Source organism: Paraburkholderia sp. 22099 (assembly GCF_052045835.1).
GTDB classification, from domain to species: domain Bacteria; phylum Pseudomonadota; class Gammaproteobacteria; order Burkholderiales; family Burkholderiaceae; genus Paraburkholderia; species Paraburkholderia terricola.
On sequence record NZ_JBQEPU010000015.1, the window covers coordinates 146,083 to 169,106 of the forward strand.

The window sequence follows — 23,024 nt, forward strand, 5'->3', positions numbered from 1 at the left end:
GAAAGGAGCATCACCATGCAACAAGAAAGAGATGTAGAGGGGACCTGGCTGGCCATCGACGAACTCCAGTTTGACCAGATGAAGGCAAAGCTGCTTCACCGGAAGGAGAGCGGATGGACGCCCGCGACGCTGATGCGAGCCGAGCAGGGCTACCGGCAATTTTTGAAGCTGTCGGCGAAATACCCGAGCGTCGCCGTCGTGCCGGGCGAGGAGGTGGATCAGTTCTGGCACGCGCACATTCTCGACACGCGGCGCTATGCCGCCGATTGCGAGCGTCTGTTTGGCTATGTGCTGCACCACAATCCTTATGTGGGCATCGATGGCGCGGAGGATGAAGCGCATCTGCTGGAACTGGCGGGGGCGACGAGCGAACTGATGGCGCGCGAGTTCGGCACGGCGCTGGCGGTGCAAGCGCCTGCTTATTGTGCGGTCACGCCGGGGGCGGAAGCGAAGCCTGCTTACTGTGCGATCACGCCGGGTGCAGAAGCGAAGCCTGCTTACTGTGCAGTCACGCCGGGGGCAGAAGCGAAGCCTGCCTACTGTGCAGTCACGCCGGGGGCGGAAGCCAAACCTGCGTACTGCGCGATCACGCCGAGTGCAGAAGCCAAACCTGCGTATTGTGCGGTCACGCCGAGTGCGGAAGCCAAACCTGCGTACTGCGCCATCACGCCTGGCGCAGAAGCGAAGCCTGCGTACTGCGCGATCACGCCGAGTGCAGAAGCCAAACCTGCGTACTGCGCAATCACGCCGAGTGCAGAAGCCAAACCCGCCTACTGCGCAATCACGCCAGGCGCGGAAGCGAAACCTGCGTATTGCGCAATCACGCCAGGCGCAGAAGCGAAGCCTGCGTACTGCGCGATCACGCCGGGTGCGGAAGCGAAGCCTGCTTACTGCGCGGTCACGCCGGGTGCGGAAGCCAAACCTGCGTACTGCGCAATCACGCCTGGCGCAGAAGCCAAACCTGCGTATTGTGCGGTCACGCCAGGCGCGGAAGCGAAACCTGCGTATTGCGCAATCACGCCAGGCGCAGAAGCGAAGCCTGCGTACTGCGCGATCACGCCAAGCGCGGAAGCAAAGCCTGCTTACTGCGCGGTCACGCCAGGCGCAGAAGCCAAGCCTGCGTACTGCGCGATCACGCCGAGTGCGGAAGCCAAACCCGCCTACTGTGCGATCACGCCAGGCGCAGAAGCGAAACCTGCTTACTGTGCGATCACGCCAGGCGCGGAGGCGAAACCCGCCTACTGCGCAATCACGCCAGGCGCGGAAGCCAAACCCGCCTACTGCGCAATCACGCCAGGCGCGCAAGCCAACCCTGCCTACTGCGCCGTCACCCCGACGCATCTTGCGCGCCCAGCACGCGCTGCGGATGTCGCAAGACGCGCATGACAGCTTGCGCTGCGGGCATGCGATCGCCCGTGTCACGACGACACGGGCGATCGATCCAATGTACAAGCCATTCAGAACAAACCGTGAACGAGCCGGTAGCGCACGCGCCCCATGTACTCGCGGTACGTGATGTCGTTCGAAAGCAATTGCTCTTCCTTCACGATCCTCACGACTTGAAGCGTCCATTGCGCGACAACGACGAGAAGATTGCGAACGCCGAAGTTCGCGGCAAGAAAGCCGATGTCCGTGATCAGATACCCCAGATACATCGGATGGCGAACGAGGCGATACGGTCCATTGATAATGACGCCCCGATTGGCGGGCAAAAGACCAAACGAACGTCGTAGCGACCACTTCGCATAGATCTGGACGAGAACGCCCACCACCTGCAAGGCGGCGGCCAGCGCTTCAGGAACCAGCCGGATGCCAGGCGTTATCTGAAAGGCGAGAAAGTAAAACGTCGCGCACAGGGTCGCGCCGAGACTGAGCGGCCTCCAATCCCGCTCGCGCGGCACGCGGGCAAACACCGCGAGGCCGACCGTCAACACCTCCGCGAAGGCGAACACCAGCAGCGTGACCCTCGACGTGTCCATCACGTATTGGTGAACGGTCATGGCGACGAACAGACCGAGCAGCGGTACGGTCAGAATTCGCACGCCGACCTCGACCGCGAGTTGCGCGCGGGTCAGAGCGGGGCGGTTGGAAAGAGCTTGCGTCATCGCGCGAGACGCGGCGCGACATACGCCCCGTAGAGACTGTTTTGTGGCGAGCCTGAAGACACGTTGACCCTCGTGATGAGATGACCCTGAATGTAGTTGTTGCCGCCCGCGCTGACCGCGGAATCGATATGAAAAGCGGCGAAGCCGAGGATCGTGGCGTTCGACGTCGCCACTTGCTGAACGACCGGAAGCAGCACGTCGATGTTGGGCAGCACCGAACTGTAAATCGTCGTCTTGACGCCGGGCTGAATCCAGATGGACGCGCCGATGCTCAATTGCGCGGGGTTCCCGTTGGCCATGAATCCACGCACCGTCGGCACGTCGTTCGCGTTGGTCTGGAACGAGGTCCATTGCCCAGGAAGGCAACCTCCGTAGGACGTGCCGTTGGTGATCTGAAACGTATAGGCCTGCCCGGTCGACGGGTCGATCTTCGGCGATCCGGTCTGCGTATTCCAGTACTGGTCGAAAATACATTTGGCGAGGGCCACCGGGTACAACGCGCCGGTGGCGACAAAACCCGGTGCGGACACCACGGCCACCGCGGTCGCCGTCACGGGGGTATCGTTCACGCCGAAAAGCGGCGCGAACAGAAAGACCAGTGAGCCGCCGTTCAATCCTGTCGCGCGCGAAACAGTGACTTGCACGCCGGGGCTATCGTAGGCGCCGGGCGTGATTGCCGCCGATTGCATACTGGCCGGAGAGCCCGTCAAATTCCAGAAGCCGCTTTGCACCGTCGCCGCTGTCAAGGTCGATCCCCCCGAGGCATTGAGTTGAACGGCGCTTGCAGCGCTCGCGTTCGCGGCGCTCCAGTTGGCGGTCGAATTCAGGTTGCCGGTAAACAACGAACGGGCGCCCGCGATGGCGGCGGCATCCGCCGCGGTCTGCAACTCACTGGAGGCGAGATAGTAGCGGCCGATATCCACCGAGAATGCCGAGAACGCCAGCGCCATCAGCACGAAGGAAACGAAGACGAAGCTCATCGTCCCGCGCTGGCGTCGATAGCGTGCATGCGTGCCGACCAAACGCGTGTTGACCACGTCGTGTTTCAGGCGGAGTTCCTCGCGCTCGGCAAGCATGGGCGCCGTCATGGTCTACTCGTAAATCATGACGGCGCTGGCGTTCAGAACGACGGGGCTGGCCAACGCGCTAAACGCCGAGCCGAGCAGCAGCCCCTGGTACGTGTATGAAACCGCGACCTGAAGCGAGCCGCCGGGGGTCGTGCCGTTCGACTGCGTCACCGTGACGGTCGGCGCAGTCGCGGCTCCGCCGGTGACGAGGTTGTTCTGCGCGTAGGTGGTCGTGATGGCCGCGATCTGCGTGGTGGTCAGCGGCGGCACCTGGAGCACCGTGCCGGCTCTCGCGCCCGCGCGAGCCGCGTTCGTCAGGATCGCGTCGTTATAGAAGATCAGATTGACGTCGATGATCCCCACCAGAATCATGATCAGAAACGGCAGCAGAATGGCGAACTCGATCGCCGCCGATCCCCGGCTCGCGCGTGGTCCACAGCTTGCACGGTTGACGTGAGGCATCGGCATTGCGGTTTTCATCGAGCAGTGATGGCGGGCGTCGTGCCTGACGTGGTGTCGCCCGAGGTCGCGGCCGATCTCTTCGACGCCGGCAGCATCGACGCAGGCGGCGGCGTCATCCGGTTGCGTTGAATTTCATAGAAGCGAAGGTTGTCCTGCACGGAGGCCTTCGGCAGATCCTGTCCGAGGATGGCGGCCGCTGCTTCCGAATTGCCGAGCAGGCCGTAGGCGAGCGCGAGATCCTGGCGCGCCTGGGGCGGCGCACCGGGATAGCGCGTCACGTCGAGCAACACGTTCGCGCCGTCGCGCGGATTGCCGTTGAGCGTCAGCGACAATCCCAGGTTGATGCTCAGGCCCGGATCGCCGGGATTGGCCTTGAGCGCCTGCCTCAGCACGGCCTGCGCCGCGACGTGGTCGCCCTTCAGATCGAGCGCCGCGCCGAGGCCCGCGGACGCGAGCGGTGCATCGGGGGTCAGCGCCAGCACCTGGCGATAGAGGGAAATCGCATCGTCGAAGCGCCGCTGATGAATCGCCACGCGCGCAATGCCGATCATCGGCGCAATCGCGTTGGCGTCGACCTGCCTGGCCCGCTCGTAGTGGACCGCCGCGCGCGTGAAGTCGCCGACCGCGTAGAGCGTGTCGCCCAGGCCCGTCAGACCCGCAACCGAGCGAGGATCGGCGGCCACGACCTTTTCGTAGAGCGTCGTGGCCAGTTCCACGTTGCCCGAGTCGAGCGCCGTCTCGGCGATGCGAAGCTCGCTCATCCTGTCGGGCATCGTATTGCGAGGCAGCGTGTGCGCTTCCGAGACACGATACGTCGTCGTGCAAGCGCCTGCCGCGAGCAGCGCGGCGGCGCAGCAGCAAGCGAGGCCAACAAGGCCGACGCGCCGTGCAAAGCGCGGCATCGCGAAGCGATGCGTCGGAACGGCACGCGGGCCAGGAAGGGCACGAGGGGCACGAACGGCAATTCGCAATTCGACGGTTTTCATTGTTTGGCGAAGAATTCGAGAATTTGAATGATTGCCGGGCCGGCTGCGATGACGACGACCGCCGGCAGAATGAACAGCATCATCGGCAGCACCATTTTCGGCGCGAGCTTGGCGGCTTTTTCCTCCAGCGAAACGATATGAGCCAGCCGCTCGGTGCGCGACAAGGTTCGCAGCGCCTGCGTGATCGGCGTGCCATAGCGCATGGATTGCGTGAGCGTGGAAATCAGCGCGCGAATGGCGGGCAGGTCGATCCGCTGGGCAAGCCCATTCAGCGCACGCGTGCTGTCGCCGGATAGTTTCAGCTCGTCGGCGGTCAGCGAAAACTCGTCCGAAAGCGGCGGGCAGATGGAAGCGAGTTCGTCTGCGACCCGGCGAATGCTCACGGCCAAACTGTTCCCCGCGTTCGTGCAGATGACCAGCAGGTCGAGCGCGTCGGGCAAGCAGGCCGCCATGGCGAGGCGGCGCCGCTGCGCGCGCAACGCGAGCACGTATTCCGGAACGATCATCCCGACGATGAACACGAACACCATCAGAATGCCGCGAGCGGCCGGGTAGCGGCCGACGAACGCGATGTGCGAGCCCAGCATGACCGCGAGCGTCGCACACACAATGCCGAACAGGAACTTGATCGCGACCAGAATGGGAACCGCATGTTTGCCGCGGTAACCGCCGCGCACCATCTGCCGCCCGAGTTCCGCGCGATACTTCGCGTCGAACAGCGGCAGCCGGTCCCCCAGCGTCGCGAGGCGCCGCAGCAGACGCGCGCGCAGATCGGCATCGTCGTCATCCATGCCGGCGGGCGAACTGTGCGGGCGCAGGCTGACAGCTGCCTCGCGCACCCGTTCGGCGATCCTGCCGCGCCTGCCGCCGCGCTTCGCGGCCCACCATAACGCGAGCGTGCCGAACAGCGCCACGAGCATCAGAAGGTCGAGCAGTGTCTCTATGCTGGCGTCGCTCATCGGGAAGTATTGAGTTTGGACATCCTGTTGATCACCGCGATGCCGAGCACCACCGAGATCGACGCGAACGTCAGCAGCTTCTGCCCGGCCGGTCTATCGAACAGCACCATGACGTAAGAGCGATTCAGGCCGTACAAGGCAAGCATGATGACCACCGGAATGGCGGCCAGAATCCTCGTCGTGATGCGCGCTTCCGCGGTCAGCGCCTTCGTTTTCAGACGGACCTCGCCGCGCGTGCGAACAATGGCGGCCAGGTTTTCGAGCGTTTCCCCGAGTTGGCCGCCGGTTTCACGCTGTAGCAGCAGGCATACGCAAAAGAAAGAGAAATCGGTGACTTCGATTCGGCGCATTGCCACGGCCAGCACTTCCTCGAGATCGATCCCAAGCTGCAACGCGTCGCCCATCAAGCGGAATTCATGACGCAGCGGCTCGGGACATTCGTCGGCGGCCGCGCGGATGACGTGAGTAACGGGTACGCCCGCGCGCACCGCGCGCACGATCATGTCGAGCAGGTCCGGGAAGCCATTGAGGAAGCGTCGCCGGAAGCGGGCGACGAGGAAACGATACGCTTGCACCGCGGCAAAGAGAGGGAGCGCCGGCAGCAGAAGCACTTTGACGACGCCGGGAAGCGGCATGAAACGCGTCATGGCGAGCGCAAGGAGTGCGCCCGCGATCGCCGCGCCGATCACGACGCGAAGACCGTTCGCGCCGGCCACCGTTCTCAGGCGGGCGATCCTCGGCCTGAGCCAGCGGCTGATCGCGTTGCCGTGCCGGTTCAGCTTAAAGAGGTTCGCGTCGACACCGCTTTGAGCGGGCGCGGGTGCGCCGTCCTCGATCGAGAAAGACCGCAGCATGCGCGATCTGATCCTGGCGCCGGGCTGCTTGCTTCGCAGATCCTGCGCGGTCAGCGCCATCAGTCCGAGCACCAGCGCGCAAGCGAACGAGGCGAGCGTGACGAGGTCGATCGTCGTCATGGGCGCATGGCCTCCAGCAGTGCTTCTTCCACACCGTAATAGGCGGCGCGTTCGGAAAACGCGGGTCTGAGCGCGGCCGTTTCGAAGACGCCCTTGACCTCTTCGTTATAAGCGCTCGCGTCGTAACGGAAGGTGAAGAGATCCTGAGTGATGATGACGTCGCCTTCCATGCCGACGAGTTCGGTGATGCGCGTCACGCGCCGCACGCCGTCGCGCATCCGCTCGATCTGCACGAACAGATGAACCGCGCTCGCGATTTGCCGGCGAATCGACATCAGCGGCAGATTGGCGTTCGCCATCATGACCATGCTCTCCAGCCGGGTGATCGCGTCGCGCGGCGTGTTCGCGTGAATCGTCGTCATCGAGCCGTCGTGACCGGTGTTCATCGCCTGCAGCACGTCGAACGCCTCGGGGCCGCGCGTTTCGCCGAGGATGATGCGGTCCGGCCGCATCCGCAGCGCGTTGCGCACCAGATCGCGCTGGGCGACGCCGCCGAGACCCTCGGCGTTTTCGGGGCGCGTTTCGAGGCTGACGACATGCGGCTGCTGAAGCTGAAGTTCGGCCGCATCTTCGATCGTGATGACGCGTTCGCCATTGCCGATGAAATGGGACAGCGCATTCAGCAAGGTGGTCTTGCCGGAGCCGGTGCCGCCCGACACGATGACGTTGAGGCGGCACGTGCTGGCGAGCTTGAGCACGTTGCTCATCTGCGCCGACATGTTGCCCTGTTGCGCCATCCGATGCAGCGTGATGTTGCGCTTCGAGAACTTGCGGATCGCGATACAGGCGCCGTGAATCGCGAGCGGCGGCAGGATGACGTTGACCCGGCTGCCGTCGGCGAGACGCGCATCCACCATCGGACTGCTTTCGTCGACCCGCCGGCCCACGCCGGCCGCGATGCGCTGCGCGACGCTGACGACGTGCGCGTTGTCGCGGAACTTGTACGGCGTCAGTTCGAGCCGGCCATGACGCTCGACGTAGATCTGATCGGGACCGTTCACGAGCACGTCGGTCACGCTGTCGTCCGCGAGCAGCGGCTCGATCGGACCCACGCCGAACATGTCGTTCAGCAGTTCGCTGACGATCTGGATCTGCTCCGAAATCGTGACGTTCAGCCGCTCGTGCGCCGCGATCTCCAGCACGAGCTGTTCGACGCCGGGCTTCATCTGCTCGCGAGTCTTGCCGACCGCGGCCGACGCATTCATCGAATTGAACACGCCGCTGCGGATGGTCTTGAACAGTTCCGAGCGGACCAGGGCTTCGTTGCCCTGCGGTAACGCGGCGCGTCCCGGCAAAGCGGTGACCGTACCGCTGACCGCTGCGGGAGGCGACGCGGCGGCCGGCGCGGCCGGATTGTCGCGCGGCGCGGCCACGTCTGGGGAAGGAGGCTGCTTTTGCCCGAACATCAGCGTTTCCTTATTCCGAGCTTCTGGAGGAACGTGCGCTCGACGGCGACGTGCTGGCCGGTGAGGTCGCTGCCGATACGCGTGATCGCCTGATTGAAACCGTTGGCCGTTTTTTCGTCGGGCGCCTCGCCGAGGTTCTCGGCCAGCGAGATCGCCCTGGTTTCGAACGGGACTTCATGCAGCGCGGGGCGACCCACCGCCGCCGCGAAATCGACGGGCTGCACTTTGCCCGCGGTCGCGGCATTGGGATTATTGAGCAGCAGCGAAGCGGCGGGATTGTTGTCGCGGTCCTCGATGTAGCGCAACAGGCGCAGCGTCTCGCGCGCGGAATGCACCGAGCGGTCCGCCACCAGATAGGCGCGCGATGCGTGGTCGAACGCTTCGCCCGCCAGCGGATCGGCCCGGTTGCCCGCGTCGAGCATGACGTAATGGAAACTGTCGCGTAGCACTTCGAGCACGCGCTTGAGCGCTCCCGCCTGGAACGGCTTCGGCGCGCCGTAGTCGAGTTCGGAGGAGAGAACGAACAGGCGGCTTCCCTTCGCGACGAGCGTCCTTTCCACATACTGCGGATCGAGCCGATGCACGTTCTGCAGCACGTCGGTCAGGCCGTTGTTGCTCTGCAAGCCCAGCATGCTGTTGGCCGCGCCGCCATACACGTTGAGGTCGACATAAGCGACCCGGCGATGCGTGTCCTCGGCCAGATGGCGGGCGAGATTCAGGGCGATGGTCGTGACGCCGACCCCGCCCCGCGAGCCGACGAACGCGATCGTCTTGCCGGCGCGAGTCTGCACGACGGGATTGATCTTGCCCTCGGTTGCGCTGACGGTCCGGTTGAGCAGTTCGACGGTCAGCGGCTTGACGAGATAGTCACGCACGCCGAGCTTGAGCAAACTGCGAAAGAGCCCGACGTCGTTGCGCTCACCGAGCGCGACGACCTGCACCGACGGTTCGCACACTTCGGCGAGCCGTGCCAGGTCCGACAGCGGCATCGCGGAGCCATGCAGGTCGATCAGCAGAAAGAGGGGCGAGCGTTCGATCTTCGAGAGATAGGCAATCGCGTCGTGAATGTCGCCGATCGCCACGTGCGCATGCGGCATCGCCTGCTCGAGCACATAGTCTTTCAGCACCTGTTCCGTGGCGTGATCCGCGACGAACGCGATGAAGTCGACGAGCCGAGCCGCCGTCGCGCTTTTCCGAAAACTGAAGTCTGTGCTCATGGTCGCCTTCGGTGAATGTCTCGCGCGTCAACGCGGATCGCGCGTCGTCGTCTTGTCGAGCGGTGTCACGCGTTCAGTCTGATAGCGATGCACCGCGCTCGCCGCCACGGCGGCATCGGCGGGTCCGAGCGATTCGGGTTTGACGATGTCCCGAGGATGGGCGAGCTGCGCCGCGAGATTCGTGTAGGTCGCGCAGCCCCATGCCATGTCGGGACGCCTCCAGCCGGCGTCGGTCAGCACCGATGGGCGAGCCAGGCTGGCGCAATCGGGCGGCAAGGCGAGGTGGCCGTCGAACGGGATGATCGACGCGTCGGGCATCGTTCTCGGCGGCTTGACGCAGCCACCGACGCCGGCCGTCGTAATGCAGGCAAGCGTGAGCGCGATAAGGCGGGTAACGCGGAGAAGGCGGAGAAGGCGGCTAATGCGGCTAATGCGTGCGGAAATCATGGCGGCTCCGCTCAGTAGACATACCCGGCCGCGCCGACGAGGCGCGGTTGTCCGGATGGGGCAGGCGCATCGCCGGACTCGCGCCTGAAGCTGTACTCGATGTCGCTGCTCGGCGACATCAGCGCGTCGAGTGGCGTGCGAAGCCGGGCGGGATCGGTCGGCTCGACCAGATAGGGCGTCACGATGATGACGAGCTCGGTCTTGTTGTTCTGGTAATTGGTCGACGAGAACAGCTTGCCCAGAATCGGAATCGATCCGAGGCCCGGCACCTGCGAAATGATGTCGGTGGTGTTGGTCTGCAATAAACCGCCGATCGCGAAGCTTTGGCCGCTCGCGAGTTCGACGGTGGTGTCGGCGCGGCGCACGCTCAACCCCGGCACCGTAATGCCATTGGTGGTGACGCTCGCGGTCGCGTCGATCTGGCTGACTTCGGGGCGCACTTTCAGGCTGATGCGGCGTTCGTTCATGACGGTCGGCGTGAAATCGAGTTTGACGCCGAACTGCTTGTAGTCCACGGTGACCGCGCCGTTGATCTGCGCCACCGGAATGGGAAACTCGCCTCCGGCGAGGAAACTGGCGGTCTGTCCCGACATCGCCACGAGATTGGGCTCGGCAAGAACCGTCAGCAAGCCTTCCTGATTCAGTGCGTCGACGAGTACCTGGATGTTGGCGTTGCCAGTCCTGAACTGGCCAAAGATCGAGTAGGCGTTGTTCGAAGGCAGATTGATCGGATAAGACGTACCGGACGGGCCGACGATCGGCTGGGCCAGGTTAAAGATCTGGCGGCCGCCGAAGATACCGCCCGTGAAATTTCCCACCACCGAGCCGAGTGCCGCCCAATTGATCCCCAACTGCTGCGTGACGTTCCGATCCACTTCCGTGATGCGAACCCGCAACTGCACCTGGAGCGGCCGGTCGATCGTGATGCGGTTGACGAGCACTTCCTTGTCCGCCAGATAGGGCGTAAGGGTCTGCACCACGGCGTCGGCGTCGGAAGCCGATGCCGCCTGGCCTGACACCAGCAGCGAGCCGGGACCGGCTGTCAGTTGCAGGCGCATGGCCGGAAAGCGCGCCGCGACGGCGCGTCGGAGCGCATCCGTGTCGCGGCTGACGACCACCGTCTGTTGAAGCAAGGTCCGGTTGTCCGCGCCGAGCACATACAGCGTCGTCGTGCCGGCCTTCTTGCCCAGCACGAAGACCGCTTTCGGCGACGGCGCGTGAACGTCAGCGATCGTGGGATCGGCGACGAACACCGAACTCGCGTTCTCGTTCAGACGCACGAGGGTGCCCTTGCCGGCGTCGATGGCCAAGGTTCCCGCTGAACCGCCAGGCGCGCTCGCGAGCGGCGCGTCAGGCCCGGGCAGCGCCGCGCGAGCCGGCGCCGCCTGCGCGTGGACCGCGAGCGCCGTGGCCCAGCTAATCACCGCGCAAGCCGTGAGCTTCGAACCGATGCGACCCGGACTGAACTGCTTCGTCATGGCGTTCCATCCCCGCGACTGGACGCTGTTTAGGCCCTCCGCGCGCGTCAAAGCGGCGCGCGCAGAGACGGCACTGGCGGTACGTTGTTTCCTGCGCTACCGCTTGACTGGGCGACGCTCGATAGCGCGTCGCTCCTCTCGGAACCTCGGTATATCGTCACGGTGGGCGGCGCAGCCGGTCCGGAACTCGTGCTCGCACTGGTGCTGGTGCCTTGCGGGGCGTGCGCTCGCGGCAGATCGCGCACGGCGCGTGAAATGTCGCCGGCCCAGACGGGCGGCGGTGGCGAGTCGGCCGACGCCGACGCGGCGGGATTGCGGGTCACGGTCGCGAAGCTGCGCAAGGCAAGCGACAGACTGCCGAGGCGCGCGGCGACGGCAACGACTTCGCCCATGCGCGGCGTGACTTCCAGCGTGACAGTGCGGGCGCGATTGGTGGCGTCGGCGGCCTCGCCGTTCTTCGGACGCTGTATCTCCGAACCCACCGCGAGCACCCGAACGCGCTCGACGACGGTTTCGCTCGACACCGCGAGTTCGGGCGAGTCGGTTCGACGGTCCATCTGCTGCGTGAGCAGCAGGTCGACGTAATCGCCTGGCTGGATCAGTCCGGCGTTACCGGAGACATCGTCGACGGCGACCGACACCGCGCGCATTTCCGGTTTGAGCGTGGCGGCGAGAAAGCCGGGGGCGCCCGGCAGGATGACGTCGTCGGCGACGATCAGCGCGCCGCTCGCTATACCGTGACGCAAAAGCGCGCCCTTCAGTTCGACCGCGCCGGATGCGCCCTGGACGATCGCATTCAGCGGAACATCGGCGACGGGTATCGGCTTCCAGATCATGTCCTCGTCGCGCAGAAGCAGACCCTGCGGAAGATCCGCCGCGCTGATACGAACTTTTTCGGTGCTGGCCTCGGGCGCGGACGGACGCGACAAGCCGGCGACCACGGCCCGAACGATCAGGGCAATCAGAATGGCGCCGAGGACCAGCAAACCGATTTTGATGACGTTGGACATGAGGGCGCTGTCCTACCGCATCGCAAGCAAAGGCAACGCGATGACCGACCCGCCGCCGAGCGCCAGCGCGACACCGTAGGGCACACCGCGCGTGCCAGAAAACATCGCGAGGGCACGCAGCGGGGGAAAGCGCTGTTCGGCAGCCATGCGACGTGTGGCGAGACTGACGAGGGAAACGCCCAGTCCGATCACCGAGACGATGGCGAGGGCAGGCAAGGCGAGACTCGGGCCCGTCCACAGGAAAACGGCGCAGGCCAGTTTTGCATCGCCTCCGCCCAGCATTTTTGCGGCGAACAAGGCCGCGCAGATCACCAGAACGGCAAGCGCCAGCAGCAGATGCGCAAGCACGTCGTGAATGGGCAGGCGGATGACGAGAGCGTCGATGAAAAACAGCGCGGCGATCAGGAGGGTCGCCCTGGTTGGCAGGCGCCGCCAACGCACGTCGAAAACGGCGAGCCGCAGCAGCGCGCAAAGTACGGTGACGCGGATGATGGCAGAGAGTAGCGACACAATCAGCGCGCTCCGTGGAACGTTCGATAAAGGAGGTTCGATAAACGGCCCTATCGAACCTCCCGGCCGCGCAACATCACGCTTTGTTCTGCGAGGTCGTGACTTGCGTGAAGAGGTTGGTGAACATCGCGCCGATGTTGGTGTTGAAGCCCACGGCCATCGCACCCAATGCGATCACGACGATGCCGGCCAGCACCGCGTATTCCATGGCGCTGACACCACACTCGTCGCGAACGAATGCTTTCAGAAAGGTTTGCATTTTTGGCTCCCGTAACAAAGTGGCGAAGGGTGGACCCAATGAATGAATAACCAACCCGGCACCGAATATCATTCCCGCATCGAAATTACCGATTACTTTCGGTAAATAGCGATATGGCTGTGGTGTTAAAAGAGAAAAGGGCGGTTGTCGGATCGGGGGAAACCCTGCGACATAGATTTAGCCTCCTGGTTTGTCATGGGTTGAAGGTTCTTGCAGGTTGCATCCCTCGGTAACCGCTATAAAAGACCGCATGCCTCGCTGCATTGTCAATGGCGGATCCAGCCACGACGACTCCGCACCGGGTTGTTGTTTTTCTTATGGTAAGACAATTCATGTAAAAACCAATAGGGAAAACACATAACATTTCTTTCAAGGCGGTACGGAATACCCTTAAGCCCGCCATTCGCTGCAAGGCGATTGAATGCTGGAAAAACAAATGGCGGAATTGGCCACAATGCATGGCTGAACCGGTAGAATCTCCGGCGTTTTACGATGCCCGGATCTCCAGCAAGCTGAGATCCGCATAACCGGATTTCCTGGCTATCTCAAGGCATGGTGCGGACCGTAACAAGCAACAACGGGGGAAGTGTGGGCCTGGGCAACCGACTCTGGCGCGGCCATCTGGCGCCGCATGCGATTATCGCGGGCGGCATCTTCATTACGCTGGTCATGATCTCGCTGTGCGCGACGGTGCTCTACGACGCGCGCCTCGATGCGATGGACCGCGCCCGTGACACGTCGCGAAACCTCGCGCTCATCGCCCAGCGCGATATCGAGCGGAATTTCGAACTGTGCGCGTTGTCGCTGCAGGCGGTCGTCGACGGCATGCGCGACCCGGCGGTGCTGGCACTGCCGCCGCGTCTGCGCAGACAAGTGTTGTTCGACCGCGCCGCGACCGCGAAATACCTGGGCTCGATGCTGGTGCTGGACGCGTCCGGCAACATCGTCGTCGACTCCGCCGGCGATGTGCCGCGCCAGGGTAATTTCTCGGACCGGAAGTATTTCATCGTCCAGCGTGACAGCCCGAACGCGGGTCTCTATATCAGCGATCCGTTTAGCTCGCGGCTGCGCAACGGCTCGCCGAGCATTGCGCTGAGCCGGCGGCTTTCACATCCCGACGGCTCGTTCGCGGGAATCGTGCTGATCGCGATGAACCTCGAGTATTTCCATACGCTGTTTGCCGGGCTGTCGCTCGGGCCGCATGGCGCCGTGTCCCTGATCGGTCGCAACGGCATCATGATCATGCGACAGCCGTACGACGTGCGCACGATCGGGCGCGACATCGGCAAGGCGGCCACCTTCCGGCGCTTCCGCACCGCCGCGGAAGGCAGTTTTTCCGAAACCGCGTCGATCGACGGCGTGCGCCGCCTGTACTACTTCAGGAATTTCCCCGACCTGCCGCTGATCATCATGGTGGCCGAGGCCGAGCAGGACATTTATGCGGGCTGGCGGCGGCGCGCAACCACCATCGGCTCGCTGATGATCGCCTTCGCGCTGGCGTTCGTCGCGCTCGCGTTTCTGCTTGGCGCGCAACTGCGCCGGCGGATGCGCGCTGAATCGGAACTCGAACTGCTCGCGAGAACGGACGGCCTCACCGGACTGAACAACCGCCGCACGCTGGGCGAGATTCTCGATCAGGAGTGGCGGCGGGCTCGCCGTACACACAGCATGTTTTCGCTGCTGTTCGTCGACATCGACCGCTTCAAGGCTTACAACGACACCTACGGGCACCAGGCGGGCGACGATGCGCTGGCCGCCGTCGCGCGGTGCATCGGCAACAACATTCGACGACCCGCGGACAGTGCGGCCCGCTACGGCGGGGAGGAATTCGTCGTGGTGCTGCCGGATACGCCGCCCGCGGGCGCGGCGCTGATCGCGGAGCAGATCCGCGCGGCGATCAGCGAACTCGCCATCGAGCACGCCGGCAGCGAGTACGGACGCGTGACGGCCAGCATCGGTGCGGCGAGCTGGGCGCCCGAACAGGATAGCGACGTAACCGCGGTGATCAAGGCCGCTGACGAGGCGCTGTATAACGCCAAGGCGACTGGTCGTAATAAGGTTTCGCCGTTCTGGCAGGATAAGAAAGGTTGATGCTGGTTGATGGGTTTGGCGGAACAGGTGGCGCGAGCAGGTTGGGCGTTGGCGTTGGATGATGGGAGAGTGGGGAGGTTTATTGCGGTAAAGACCAGGAGAATATTGTCTCGATGGTGTTCGGCTGCGCTACAAGCGTTCGCTGCGGAGTTGGGTTCCAAAACGTGGCAAGTCAAACCATTCGAGAGGTTTCTTGCGACCGGCTATTAAGCGTTGGTGACGGGCAAGCAGTCGCGCGGGAGACCGCGAACCTCGTCGGAGTGGACTGCTCGTGGCAGATGGCCGCGGCAGTGGAAATAGGACAAGCTCGCCTCGATTTGCTCGCCAAGGCGAATCTTTATTTCTTCGTGTTCGGAGATAGGAACAGCCGGGAATTCGGCGGATAACGTCCGCAGCCCCATCTCCCGTCTTCCTCAGGCGACCGGCGCCGCGGAGCTTGCCGCAGCGGGCAGCCCGTGATCGACGAAGTCGATCGTCAGGTTGCCTTCGGCCGAACTGGACAGAACGATCCTCGCGGGCGGGGTTCCGCCTGCCATGCGCGTGAGCAGTTCGCGGGAAACCGCCGGCAGGATGCGCTGGTTCAGGAACGCATCCGCATTGCGCGCGCCGGATTCGCGGGCAAGACACAGCCCGGCCATGGCCCCGACGAATTCCTTGTATTCGGACCAGGTGGTCGCGGCGATCGTGCGCAGCTCGCCGCGCGCGAGTGCGGGTTTGAGGAGGTTGGCCGCATCAGCGCCGCCGGCGGCATTGCCCGCGCCGATCAGCGTGTGGGCTTCGTCGATGAAAAGCAGGATTGGCACGGTGGATGCCTGCACTTCATCGATCACATTCCTGAGGCGCTGCTCGAATTCGCCCTTCACGCCCGCACCCGCCTGCAGCAGGCCGAGATCGAGCGTGAGAATACGCACGTCACGGATCACGTTCGGCACGGTGCCAGCGGCGACGCGTAGCGCGAGGCCCTCGACGAGCGCGGTCTTGCCGACACCCGGCTCGCCGACGAGGATCGGGTTGTTCTTGCGCCGGCGCGCGAGCACGTCGACCATCTGCTGGATTTCGCGCTCGCGCCCGAATACGGGGTCGATCCTGCCGTCACGCGCTTTCGTGATGTCGATGGCAAAGCGGGCGAGTGCGTCGCCTTCCACGGTGCGCGTGGCTGCCCGTGCGGCGGGTCCCTGCCGCGCGTGTTCAACGGCGCCGGTTACCGGCGGGGCGCCGGTCGGTTCTTCGGGGGCTTCCGGCTCTTCCAGCGGGTTCTCGCAGGTGCGCTGCCCAAGGCGCGGCAGCAGCCGTTCAATCTGTGCACTGCTCACCGACAGCAGTTGCCAGCTGTCGCTGCTCGATGCGGAGATCCTGCGTGGCTCCCTCGCGCTCTACGACTGGACCGACGGCGAACTGAACAGCCGGCGCATCAACGCCATCACCGACGTGCGGCACCGGCCGCTCAGCAAACTCGTCAAGGGCGGGCTGCTGCGTGGCGTGGAGATCACCGTCACGCTCGATGCAGGCCGCTTTGCAGGCAGCGGGGATCTCGAGCTTTTCGGCAGCATGCTCAACCGGTTCCTCGGGCTGTACGCGACGATGAATCTCTACACGAAGCTCGTGATCGTGACCCAGCCCACCGGGCAGCGCATCGAGTGGCCCGAAACAAAGGGCGAAGGGGCGCCATTTTGAACTCGCGCACCCTGCCGGCCGCCGCGCCGTCGCTGCTGCCAGCGATCCTCGGCGACGCGCCGCGGATGAACTTCATCCGCTTCTGCGAACTGCTCGAGCTGGCCGCGCCCGATGCGCCGCCGCTCGGGACGACGGATTCGCCTGCCGCGGATCCCATCCGGTTCCGTTCGCGCGCGCAACTGGGCTTTCCCGGGCGTGAAATCGATGCGGTGCGGTACGACACCGACGATCTGTCAGCGCGACCATCGGTGGTGACGACGTTTCTCAGACTTTATGGCGTCGACGCGCGCATGCCCGCGTATTTCGTCGATGTGGTAGCCCAGAACCGCGACGGGGCAGAGCGCCTGTCGGCGTTTCTCGACCTGTTCCACCACCGCGTCATCACACAGTACTACCGTGTCGCGCGCAAATACCGGTACCCGGTCGGCTTCAGGCGCGATGGCACGGACCCGGTGTCACGCTATCTGCTCAGCTTCGCCGGCTTCGGATTCAGTACATCCCCGCGCCTCATCACGTCGGTGCCCAGGCTACCCGCGCCGGATGAAAAGCCGCAGCCTTCCACCGCGCGTCAGCGACTGCTCGAGGTGGCCGACAAGCGCCGGCTGCTATCGATGCTCGCGCTCACCATGCAGAAAACACGCACGGCTGAAGGGCTGGCAGGGGTGCTGCGGCATGCCGTGCCGGACGCCTCGATCGCGGTCTCGCACTTCATTCCCTGCGGAGTGTGAGAGGCAATCCATCTTCTCGACGGCCCTGACAAAAAACGACTCTGACATCCAATCCATCTCGAGACGCGTCGAATCTTCAACGCGCGCATTTGCTCCGTACAGCAAAATTTAAGGTTGACGCTGTCCTGAGCGTCTGCTTACAATCCGTCCGTCTTCACAAACAGGGGCTAGTGCCTTGGACAGTTGCAGTAGTCAATTCTCGAACAGTTTGATTGCCTGACCGGCAGAACATCCGCTAGCCTCATTCAGCCACCGTTCTGCCCGCAGGCAGATGGTGCGCGTCGCAGTAGTTTTCAGTACCGCTCCCGTTCACTCCATTTCAGCGCCGCTTCGGCACGCCAGATTGCGTCCGTCCGTACGGCCGGTTTCCTGAGCCCGACTCGGGACCATGCTCGCGTGCGCCCGCTGGTTTATCCCTGCGGGCGCATGAACTGACACGCCCGTGCACAACGCATCGGAAAGGAGACGTCATGCCCGACAGTGACATATGGCCTTTACGCCGCTTACGTTTTTTCATTGCCTGATGGATGCCCACACGCGTTCGCCGTCACTTGCCTGACTGTTTGAGCGTTGCCGTGCAGGCGTCCCGGCGACCTCAACAATCAGTCGGGCTTCGACCCGAACGGAGAAATCGCATGTATTTCGCCCTGCTCGTATCGCAACTGCCACAGGTCCGCGAGTCGCACCACTATCACGAAGCAGCGCCAGCGCTCGTATCGCCAACGCCGGCCAAACCGTCACACCGGTGGTGGGCGGCAGTCAGGGCCCTGCTCGGCCAAAAGCACGGTCTCTCCTGAGCATGGCGACGACAGCGCGCGTCCGCCGTATCGAGGCAACGCGCGCTGTCGCTGAGCGCCTCGGGCCTCATGGAACGACACATCTCCAATATTCAAAAGCCGCGGGCCGTTCGCCGCGTGCATAGCAGCAGGAACAGCCGATGCAACACGAATCCACAAAAAAACCGCATACATCCAGGCGAAAGCAGAAAGGCTTTGTGTCTGGCTCCGCTGGCCGCGACCAGAGATCCTTCGCGCACGTAGTAAGCGAAGCCAACGAATCCGTCGACGCCACGCTCAAGCAGACGAACAGCTCGCTCGACGGTCTTCTCACGGCAGACGCACTGGAGCGTCTGCAACGTGCGGGTCCCAATGAAGTCGCCCATGACAGAGCCCCACACGCACTGGTACAGCTGCTGCGAGCCTTCAAAAACCCGTTCGTGCTGGTGCTGCTCGGTCTGTCGGTCATTACCTTCTTCACGGACGTGTACCTTGCTGCGCCGGACGATCGCAACTGGACCGGGGTCGGCATCCTGCTCACGATGGTGACCGCCAGCGGTCTGTTGCGCTTCTTTCAGGAATACCGTTCAAACAGGGCAGCAGAGCGGCTCAAGTCCATGGTTCGCACGACGGCGACCGTGATCCGCAGGGCAACCGTATTCGCGGATCAAGAGAGGCAGGAAATCGCGATGCGTAATCTGGTCGTCGGCGATATCGTCAGTCTGCAGGCGGGTGACATGATCCCCGCCGACATCCGTCTGATCGAGTCGCGTGATCTGTTCATCAGTCAGGCGGCGTTGACCGGCGAGGCACTGCCCGTCGAGAAATACGACACGCTCGGCGCGGTGACGGAGAAATGGGCCCATGCCGCTTCCGATGACCGGACCGATCTCCTCGATCTCGCCCATATCTGCTTCATGGGAACCAACGTGGTCAGCGGGACGGCAACGGCAATCGTCATCGCCACCGGCGCCGATACCTATTTCGGCTCACTGGCAAAAAACGTGGTCAGTCACAAGCGCGTCGAAACCAGCTTCGATCGCGGCGTCAACAGTGTGTCATGGCTGCTGATCCGTCTCATGCTGGTCATGGTGCCGGTGGTGTTCCTGATCAATGGCCTGACCAAGGGCGACCGGCTGTCCGCGGTGACGTTCGCGCTTGCAGTCGCGGTCGGTCTGACGCCGGAGATGCTGCCGATGATCGTGTCGGCGAATCTGGCGAGGGGCGCCATTGCGATGGCGCGACGCAAGGTGGTCGTGAAGCGGCTGAATTCGGTGCAGAACTTCGGCGCGATGGACGTCCTGTGTACGGACAAGACCGGCACGCTCACGCAGGACAAGATCATCCTTGAACATCATCTCGACATCCATGGCAACCGGGATGAGCGGATTCTGCAACTTGCCTGGCTGAACAGCTTCCACCAGAGCGGGCAGAAGAATCTCATGGACATCGCCGTCGTGGACCATGCCAATGAACGTGTCGCGCCGGTGAAACTGACGCAGTACGCCAAGGTCGACGAACTGCCGTTCGATTTTGTACGCCGCAGACTTTCGGTGGTGGTCGAGGGGTTGGACGGCAACCAACTGATGGTGTCGAAGGGCGCTGTCGAAGAAATGCTGATGGTGTCGACACACATTCAGAACGGTGACACGGTCCACGCGTTGACGGCGCACGAGCGCGACATGCTGCTTGCACGAGCCGAGGCGTACAACGAGGAGGGCTACCGTGTGCTGGTGGTCGCCACGCGCGAGATTCCGCGCGCCCAAGCGAAGTCCCAGTACAAGACCCTTGACGAGGCAGACCTCGTGGTACGCGGTTTCCTCACTTTCCTCGATCCGCCGAAGGATTCGGCCGCGCCCGCCATTCGTGCGCTGCGTGAGCATGGCGTGGCGGTCAAGGTCTTGACGGGCGACAACCCGATTGTCACGGTGAAGGTTTGCCGCGACGTGGGACTGGACCCGGGCGCTGCGCTGCTCGGGCGCGACATCGAGGCGATGAACGATGTCCAGCTTGCACAGGTGGTTGAACACACGACGGTCTTTGCGAAACTCACCCCGCTGCAGAAAGCGCGTGTCGTGAAGGCGCTTCAGGCAAACGGCCACACGGTCGGTTTCCTCGGTGACGGGATCAACGACGCGCCGGCGCTTCGTGATGCGGACGTCGGCATTTCGGTGGACACAGGGGCCGATATCGCGAAGGAAACCGCCGACATCATCTTGCTCGAAAAGAGCCTGATGGTGCTGGAAGAGGGCGTAATCAAGGGCCGCGAGACGTTCGGCAATATCCTGAAGTACCTGAACATGACGGCGAGCTCGAATTTCGGCAACGTGTTCTCGGTGCTGATCGCCTCTGCATTCCTGCCCTGGGAACCGATGCTGGCGATGCAATTGCTGATCCAGAACCTGATCTATGACCTCTCGCAGATGTTCCTGCCGTGGGACCGGATGGATCCCGATTTCGTGAAGAAGCCGCGCAAGTGGGATGCGGGCAATATCGGACGTTTCATGGTGTGGCTGGGACCGACGTCGTCGGTGTTCGATATCGTGACCTACGTGCTGATGTGGACAGTGTTCGGCGCCGGCGCGGCTTTCCACTTGCACGGCGGCGGTCAGAGCATCATGAATTCCGGCTGGTTCATCGAAGGTCTCGTCTCGCAGACGCTCGTCGTCCACATGCTGCGCACGCGCAAGATTCCGTTTGTCCAGAGTACCGCGTCGCTGCCGGTGCTGCTGTCGACCTCGATCGCTATCCTCGTGGGCTGCTGGTTGCCGTTTTCTCCACTGGCCGGGGCATTGGGTTTTACTTCGCTGGATCACAGCTACTGGCTCTGGCTCGTCGCAACAATCCTCGGCTACATGATGCTGACGCAGGTTGTGAAGACGCTGTATATCCGCCGTTACGGGCAGTGGTATTGAAGCCGACCGCAACTGCGCAGCGGGATGGGGTTCAAGCCCCGTGCGCAATGGCTTCGGCCAGCCTTGAATCATGGTGCGTGAGCGTCGTCTGTTGATGGCGCTCACGATCACCGCAGACCTCACGATGCATATATCGTGCGCACACGTTCCTCGCCACGCACCGTTGCGTGCAGCGCCGGATGCGCACGACCTGTTCATTTTTTCAACCGGTTCACGACATGTCCGCAAAACAGAACAAGCTTTTCACCATTCCGTCCGCCACCGCCGCCACGCTCGCGTTCCTCGGCGCGAACGCCCACGCGCAGAGCAGCGTAACGCTGTATGGCGAACTTGATACGGGGCTCGCGTATGTGAGTAACGTCGGCGGCCACGCGCAGTACAAGGCCACCTCGGGGCTGATCGATGGCAGCTTCTGGGGCCTCGCGGGCACCGAGGATCTCGGTGACGGTAACAAGGCGATCTTTCAACTGGAGCGCGGGTTTTCGGTGACGACGGGCGACGGCTTCATCGATCACCCGTACTATGTCGGCTTTGGCAACGAGACGTACGGGACGGTCAGGGTAGGTCACCAGTACGATTCGGTCCACGACTACTTCGCACCGTTCACGCTGACGGGCAGTGCGGGGGGCACGGCGTTCGCGCATCCGTTCGACAACGACAACGCCAACAACGCGTACCTCGCGCGCAATTCGGTCACGTATGCGAGCCCGTCGTTCGGCGGCTTCAGCTTCGGCGGCATGTACGCGTTTTCGAACGGTGCCGGTCAGTTCGCCAACAATCGCGCGTACAGCGTCGGCGCGAACTACCAGAGCGGGCCGTTCAACGCGGGCGCCGCTTACCTGCACGTGAACGGCCGCGGCAACACCGCGGGAGGTGCATATGACACCGTGAATCTGCCCGGCTCGAATCGCGACGTATTCGACGCGAGCGTGCAGACGCAGAGCACGTATGGCGTCGGCGCAAGCTATGCGATCGGCGATTTTACGGTGGGTGCCGCGTGGTCCCGCTCGACCTATAGCGGTGTGACCGATGCCGGTTCCGGTTCAGCGGAGCCTTCGGTAGGCTTCAGCAACTATGAGATCAATGGCGTGTACCAGTGGGCGCCGAAAGTGTCGCTCGCCAGCATGTACGCCTATACGAAGGGCTCGGGTGCACACTGGCATCAGGGCGCGTTGCAGGCTGGCTACCAGCTTTCGAAGCGCACCGATACCTATCTGGAGACGGTGTATCAGCGCGCTTCATCTCGCGTCCCCGCCGTGATCAATACGTCCGATCCGTCGGCGGGCCGCAGCCAGTTGCTGGTCGCGGCCGGTATCCGTCATCGGTTATGAGCGCCCGTTCGTTTCGCGGGATGCGGCTGACGCGGGCGGGATGGAGCGAACGGGAGTGCAGGCTCCATCACGCCCGGCCTTCAGCAATGCCGTATGCCTGACCATTTGATCTTGAAAGACTTCAAAGGCGGGAGGCGACCATTCCATCTATCTAGCTAAAAACGGACATTACCGTCTAGCCACTACATTGTTTGTCGAGGCCATTTCAAGATGTCGTGGCGGCAGCCAAATACAAATGTCGTGTTTTCAGGGTTAAAAGGTCGGTCTTTCATCGGTTACTGATCACCCAGTGTCGAAGGATCCGCCGTGAATGGGCAGGGCGCTGACGTCTGTTTCGACTGACCCTGCAGACCACCGGCCAGGTTTACGGGTTGCGGGTTATCTGTCTTTGCTGGGCAAGATCCACGATCACATGCTCGATGTCAGTCTGCGTGAATTCGCGTTCTTTCTTCTTGCCCGGCGAGCTGCCCTCAGCCCTGGTTGCAACCCCCAGATGCGTTCGTGAAGGCACCTTGCCGATCCGGCTGTTATCGCGTTGAGCCTGAATCACCTGCGCGACCTGCAGCACGTGGCTCAAACGTTTATGCTCGACGATCGCGCCCTGATCGATTTCTGTCAGCCGGTCATAC

At 63.3% G+C, this 23,024-nt stretch carries 18 protein-coding genes and 3 pseudogenes; 6 read left to right on the plus strand and 15 right to left on the minus strand.

Annotated elements, in window-relative coordinates:
* The first annotated feature begins 15 nt into the window (after positions 1-15).
* On the plus strand, positions 16-1,386 hold the full coding sequence (locus ACTJLC_RS16355) for a hypothetical protein (RefSeq protein WP_310133169.1): 1,371 nt from the start codon (positions 16-18) through the stop codon (positions 1,384-1,386).
* Between the two features lie 71 nt (positions 1,387-1,457).
* Here ACTJLC_RS16355 and ACTJLC_RS16360 read toward each other — a convergent pair whose 3' ends face one another.
* The 13 genes from ACTJLC_RS16360 to ACTJLC_RS16420 all read right to left on the minus strand — a co-directional run bounded on the left by ACTJLC_RS16360 (position 1,458) and on the right by ACTJLC_RS16420 (position 12,880).
* The gene (locus ACTJLC_RS16360; RefSeq protein WP_310133171.1) at positions 1,458-2,105 is read right to left on the minus strand and encodes a methyltransferase family protein; all 648 of its coding nucleotides are present in this window, start codon (positions 2,103-2,105) and stop codon (positions 1,458-1,460) included.
* A complete protein-coding gene (locus ACTJLC_RS16365) occupies positions 2,102-3,193 on the minus strand; it encodes a TadG family pilus assembly protein (protein ID WP_310120502.1) in 1,092 nt (363 codons plus the stop codon). The genes ACTJLC_RS16360 and ACTJLC_RS16365 overlap by 4 nt, the downstream gene beginning before the upstream one ends.
* 3 nt (positions 3,194-3,196) lie before the next feature.
* The gene (locus ACTJLC_RS16370) at positions 3,197-3,640 is read right to left on the minus strand and encodes a TadE/TadG family type IV pilus assembly protein (RefSeq protein WP_310133175.1); all 444 of its coding nucleotides are present in this window, start codon (positions 3,638-3,640) and stop codon (positions 3,197-3,199) included.
* An 8-nt stretch (positions 3,641-3,648) separates the two neighbouring features.
* Positions 3,649-4,395, minus strand: coding sequence for a tetratricopeptide repeat protein (locus ACTJLC_RS16375; RefSeq protein ID WP_310120500.1), 747 nt, complete (start codon positions 4,393-4,395; stop codon positions 3,649-3,651).
* Positions 4,396-4,616: 221 nt separating this feature from the next.
* Positions 4,617-5,579, minus strand: coding sequence for a type II secretion system F family protein (locus tag ACTJLC_RS16380; RefSeq protein ID WP_310133180.1), 963 nt, complete (start codon positions 5,577-5,579; stop codon positions 4,617-4,619).
* Complete coding sequence (locus ACTJLC_RS16385; protein ID WP_154873322.1) at positions 5,576-6,553, minus strand: type II secretion system F family protein; 978 nt, start codon at positions 6,551-6,553, stop codon at positions 5,576-5,578. The genes ACTJLC_RS16380 and ACTJLC_RS16385 overlap by 4 nt, the downstream gene beginning before the upstream one ends.
* Entirely contained in the window at positions 6,550-7,959 is a 1,410-nt protein-coding gene (locus ACTJLC_RS16390; RefSeq protein ID WP_310133185.1) for a CpaF family protein, read from the minus strand. Before ACTJLC_RS16390 ends, ACTJLC_RS16385 begins: the two co-directional genes overlap by 4 nt.
* Positions 7,959-9,176, minus strand: coding sequence for an AAA family ATPase (locus tag ACTJLC_RS16395; RefSeq protein WP_310120496.1), 1,218 nt, complete (start codon positions 9,174-9,176; stop codon positions 7,959-7,961). Before ACTJLC_RS16395 ends, ACTJLC_RS16390 begins: the two co-directional genes overlap by 1 nt.
* 27 nt (positions 9,177-9,203) lie before the next feature.
* Positions 9,204-9,623 (minus strand): CpaD family pilus assembly lipoprotein, encoded by a 420-nt coding sequence (locus tag ACTJLC_RS16400; RefSeq protein WP_374709872.1) that lies wholly within the window; start codon positions 9,621-9,623, stop codon positions 9,204-9,206.
* An 11-nt stretch (positions 9,624-9,634) separates the two neighbouring features.
* Positions 9,635-11,101 carry a type II and III secretion system protein family protein gene (locus ACTJLC_RS16405; protein WP_310317493.1) on the minus strand — a complete coding sequence of 489 codons (1,467 nt, stop codon included), beginning with the start codon at positions 11,099-11,101 and terminating at the stop codon, positions 9,635-9,637.
* A gap of 47 nt (positions 11,102-11,148) precedes the next feature.
* Entirely contained in the window at positions 11,149-12,111 is a 963-nt protein-coding gene (gene cpaB, locus ACTJLC_RS16410) for a Flp pilus assembly protein CpaB (RefSeq protein WP_073428308.1), read from the minus strand.
* Between the two features lie 12 nt (positions 12,112-12,123).
* Entirely contained in the window at positions 12,124-12,621 is a 498-nt protein-coding gene (locus ACTJLC_RS16415) for an A24 family peptidase (protein WP_154873328.1), read from the minus strand.
* A gap of 76 nt (positions 12,622-12,697) precedes the next feature.
* Positions 12,698-12,880: a Flp family type IVb pilin gene (locus ACTJLC_RS16420; RefSeq protein ID WP_310133195.1), complete on the minus strand. Its 183-nt coding sequence runs from the start codon at positions 12,878-12,880 to the stop codon at positions 12,698-12,700.
* Positions 12,881-13,432: 552 nt separating this feature from the next.
* Between ACTJLC_RS16420 and ACTJLC_RS16425 the strand changes: the two genes are divergently transcribed.
* Positions 13,433-14,971 (plus strand): sensor domain-containing diguanylate cyclase, encoded by a 1,539-nt coding sequence (locus tag ACTJLC_RS16425; protein WP_154873329.1) that lies wholly within the window; start codon positions 13,433-13,435, stop codon positions 14,969-14,971.
* Positions 14,972-15,597: 626 nt separating this feature from the next.
* Here the strand turns inward: ACTJLC_RS16425 and ACTJLC_RS16430 are convergent.
* Positions 15,598-16,299 (minus strand): annotated as a pseudogene (locus tag ACTJLC_RS16430) (AAA family ATPase); the annotation flags it as partial.
* Between the two features lies 1 nt (position 16,300).
* On the opposite strand from ACTJLC_RS16430, the pseudogene ACTJLC_RS16435 reads away from it, so the two are divergent.
* The 4 genes and pseudogenes from ACTJLC_RS16435 to ACTJLC_RS16450 all read left to right on the plus strand — a co-directional run.
* Positions 16,301-16,645 (plus strand): annotated as a pseudogene (locus ACTJLC_RS16435) (type VI secretion system baseplate subunit TssF); the annotation flags it as partial.
* On the plus strand, positions 16,642-17,373 hold the full coding sequence (tssG, locus tag ACTJLC_RS16440) for a type VI secretion system baseplate subunit TssG (protein ID WP_310133198.1): 732 nt from the start codon (positions 16,642-16,644) through the stop codon (positions 17,371-17,373). The pseudogene ACTJLC_RS16435 and the gene tssG, both read left to right, overlap by 4 nt.
* Positions 17,374-18,310: 937 nt before the next feature.
* A complete protein-coding gene (gene mgtA / locus ACTJLC_RS16445; protein ID WP_310133199.1) occupies positions 18,311-21,064 on the plus strand; it encodes a magnesium-translocating P-type ATPase in 2,754 nt (917 codons plus the stop codon).
* A 218-nt stretch (positions 21,065-21,282) separates the two neighbouring features.
* On the plus strand, positions 21,283-22,395 hold the full coding sequence (locus tag ACTJLC_RS16450) for a porin (RefSeq protein ID WP_310133202.1): 1,113 nt from the start codon (positions 21,283-21,285) through the stop codon (positions 22,393-22,395).
* 282 nt (positions 22,396-22,677) lie between these two features.
* Here ACTJLC_RS16450 and ACTJLC_RS16455 read toward each other — a convergent pair.
* Positions 22,678-23,024: pseudogene (locus tag ACTJLC_RS16455) on the minus strand (ISNCY family transposase); the annotation flags it as partial.

Bases quoted from the DNA above. Each gene is read 5' to 3' on its own strand.
- ACTJLC_RS16355 (WP_310133169.1), top strand. From the start codon at position 16: ATGCAACAAGAAAGAGATGTAGAGGGGACCTGGCTGGCCATCGACGAA.
- ACTJLC_RS16395 (WP_310120496.1), bottom strand. From the start codon at position 9,176: ATGAGCACAGACTTCAGTTTTCGGAAAAGCGCGACGGCGGCTCGGCTC.
- ACTJLC_RS16385 (WP_154873322.1), bottom strand. From the start codon at position 6,553: ATGACGACGATCGACCTCGTCACGCTCGCCTCGTTCGCTTGCGCGCTG.
- mgtA (WP_310133199.1), top strand. From the start codon at position 18,311: ATGCAACACGAATCCACAAAAAAACCGCATACATCCAGGCGAAAGCAG.
- ACTJLC_RS16375 (WP_310120500.1), bottom strand. From the start codon at position 4,395: ATGAGCGAGCTTCGCATCGCCGAGACGGCGCTCGACTCGGGCAACGTG.
- ACTJLC_RS16380 (WP_310133180.1), bottom strand. From the start codon at position 5,579: ATGAGCGACGCCAGCATAGAGACACTGCTCGACCTTCTGATGCTCGTG.
- ACTJLC_RS16370 (WP_310133175.1), bottom strand. From the start codon at position 3,640: ATGCCGATGCCTCACGTCAACCGTGCAAGCTGTGGACCACGCGCGAGC.
- ACTJLC_RS16400 (WP_374709872.1), bottom strand. From the start codon at position 9,623: ATGATTTCCGCACGCATTAGCCGCATTAGCCGCCTTCTCCGCCTTCTC.
- ACTJLC_RS16420 (WP_310133195.1), bottom strand. From the start codon at position 12,880: ATGCAAACCTTTCTGAAAGCATTCGTTCGCGACGAGTGTGGTGTCAGC.
- ACTJLC_RS16450 (WP_310133202.1), top strand. From the start codon at position 21,283: ATGTCCGCAAAACAGAACAAGCTTTTCACCATTCCGTCCGCCACCGCC.
- ACTJLC_RS16390 (WP_310133185.1), bottom strand. From the start codon at position 7,959: ATGTTCGGGCAAAAGCAGCCTCCTTCCCCAGACGTGGCCGCGCCGCGC.
- ACTJLC_RS16405 (WP_310317493.1), bottom strand. From the start codon at position 11,101: ATGACGAAGCAGTTCAGTCCGGGTCGCATCGGTTCGAAGCTCACGGCT.
- ACTJLC_RS16365 (WP_310120502.1), bottom strand. From the start codon at position 3,193: ATGACGGCGCCCATGCTTGCCGAGCGCGAGGAACTCCGCCTGAAACAC.
- ACTJLC_RS16360 (WP_310133171.1), bottom strand. From the start codon at position 2,105: ATGACGCAAGCTCTTTCCAACCGCCCCGCTCTGACCCGCGCGCAACTC.
- cpaB (WP_073428308.1), bottom strand. From the start codon at position 12,111: ATGTCCAACGTCATCAAAATCGGTTTGCTGGTCCTCGGCGCCATTCTG.
- ACTJLC_RS16425 (WP_154873329.1), top strand. From the start codon at position 13,433: ATGGTGCGGACCGTAACAAGCAACAACGGGGGAAGTGTGGGCCTGGGC.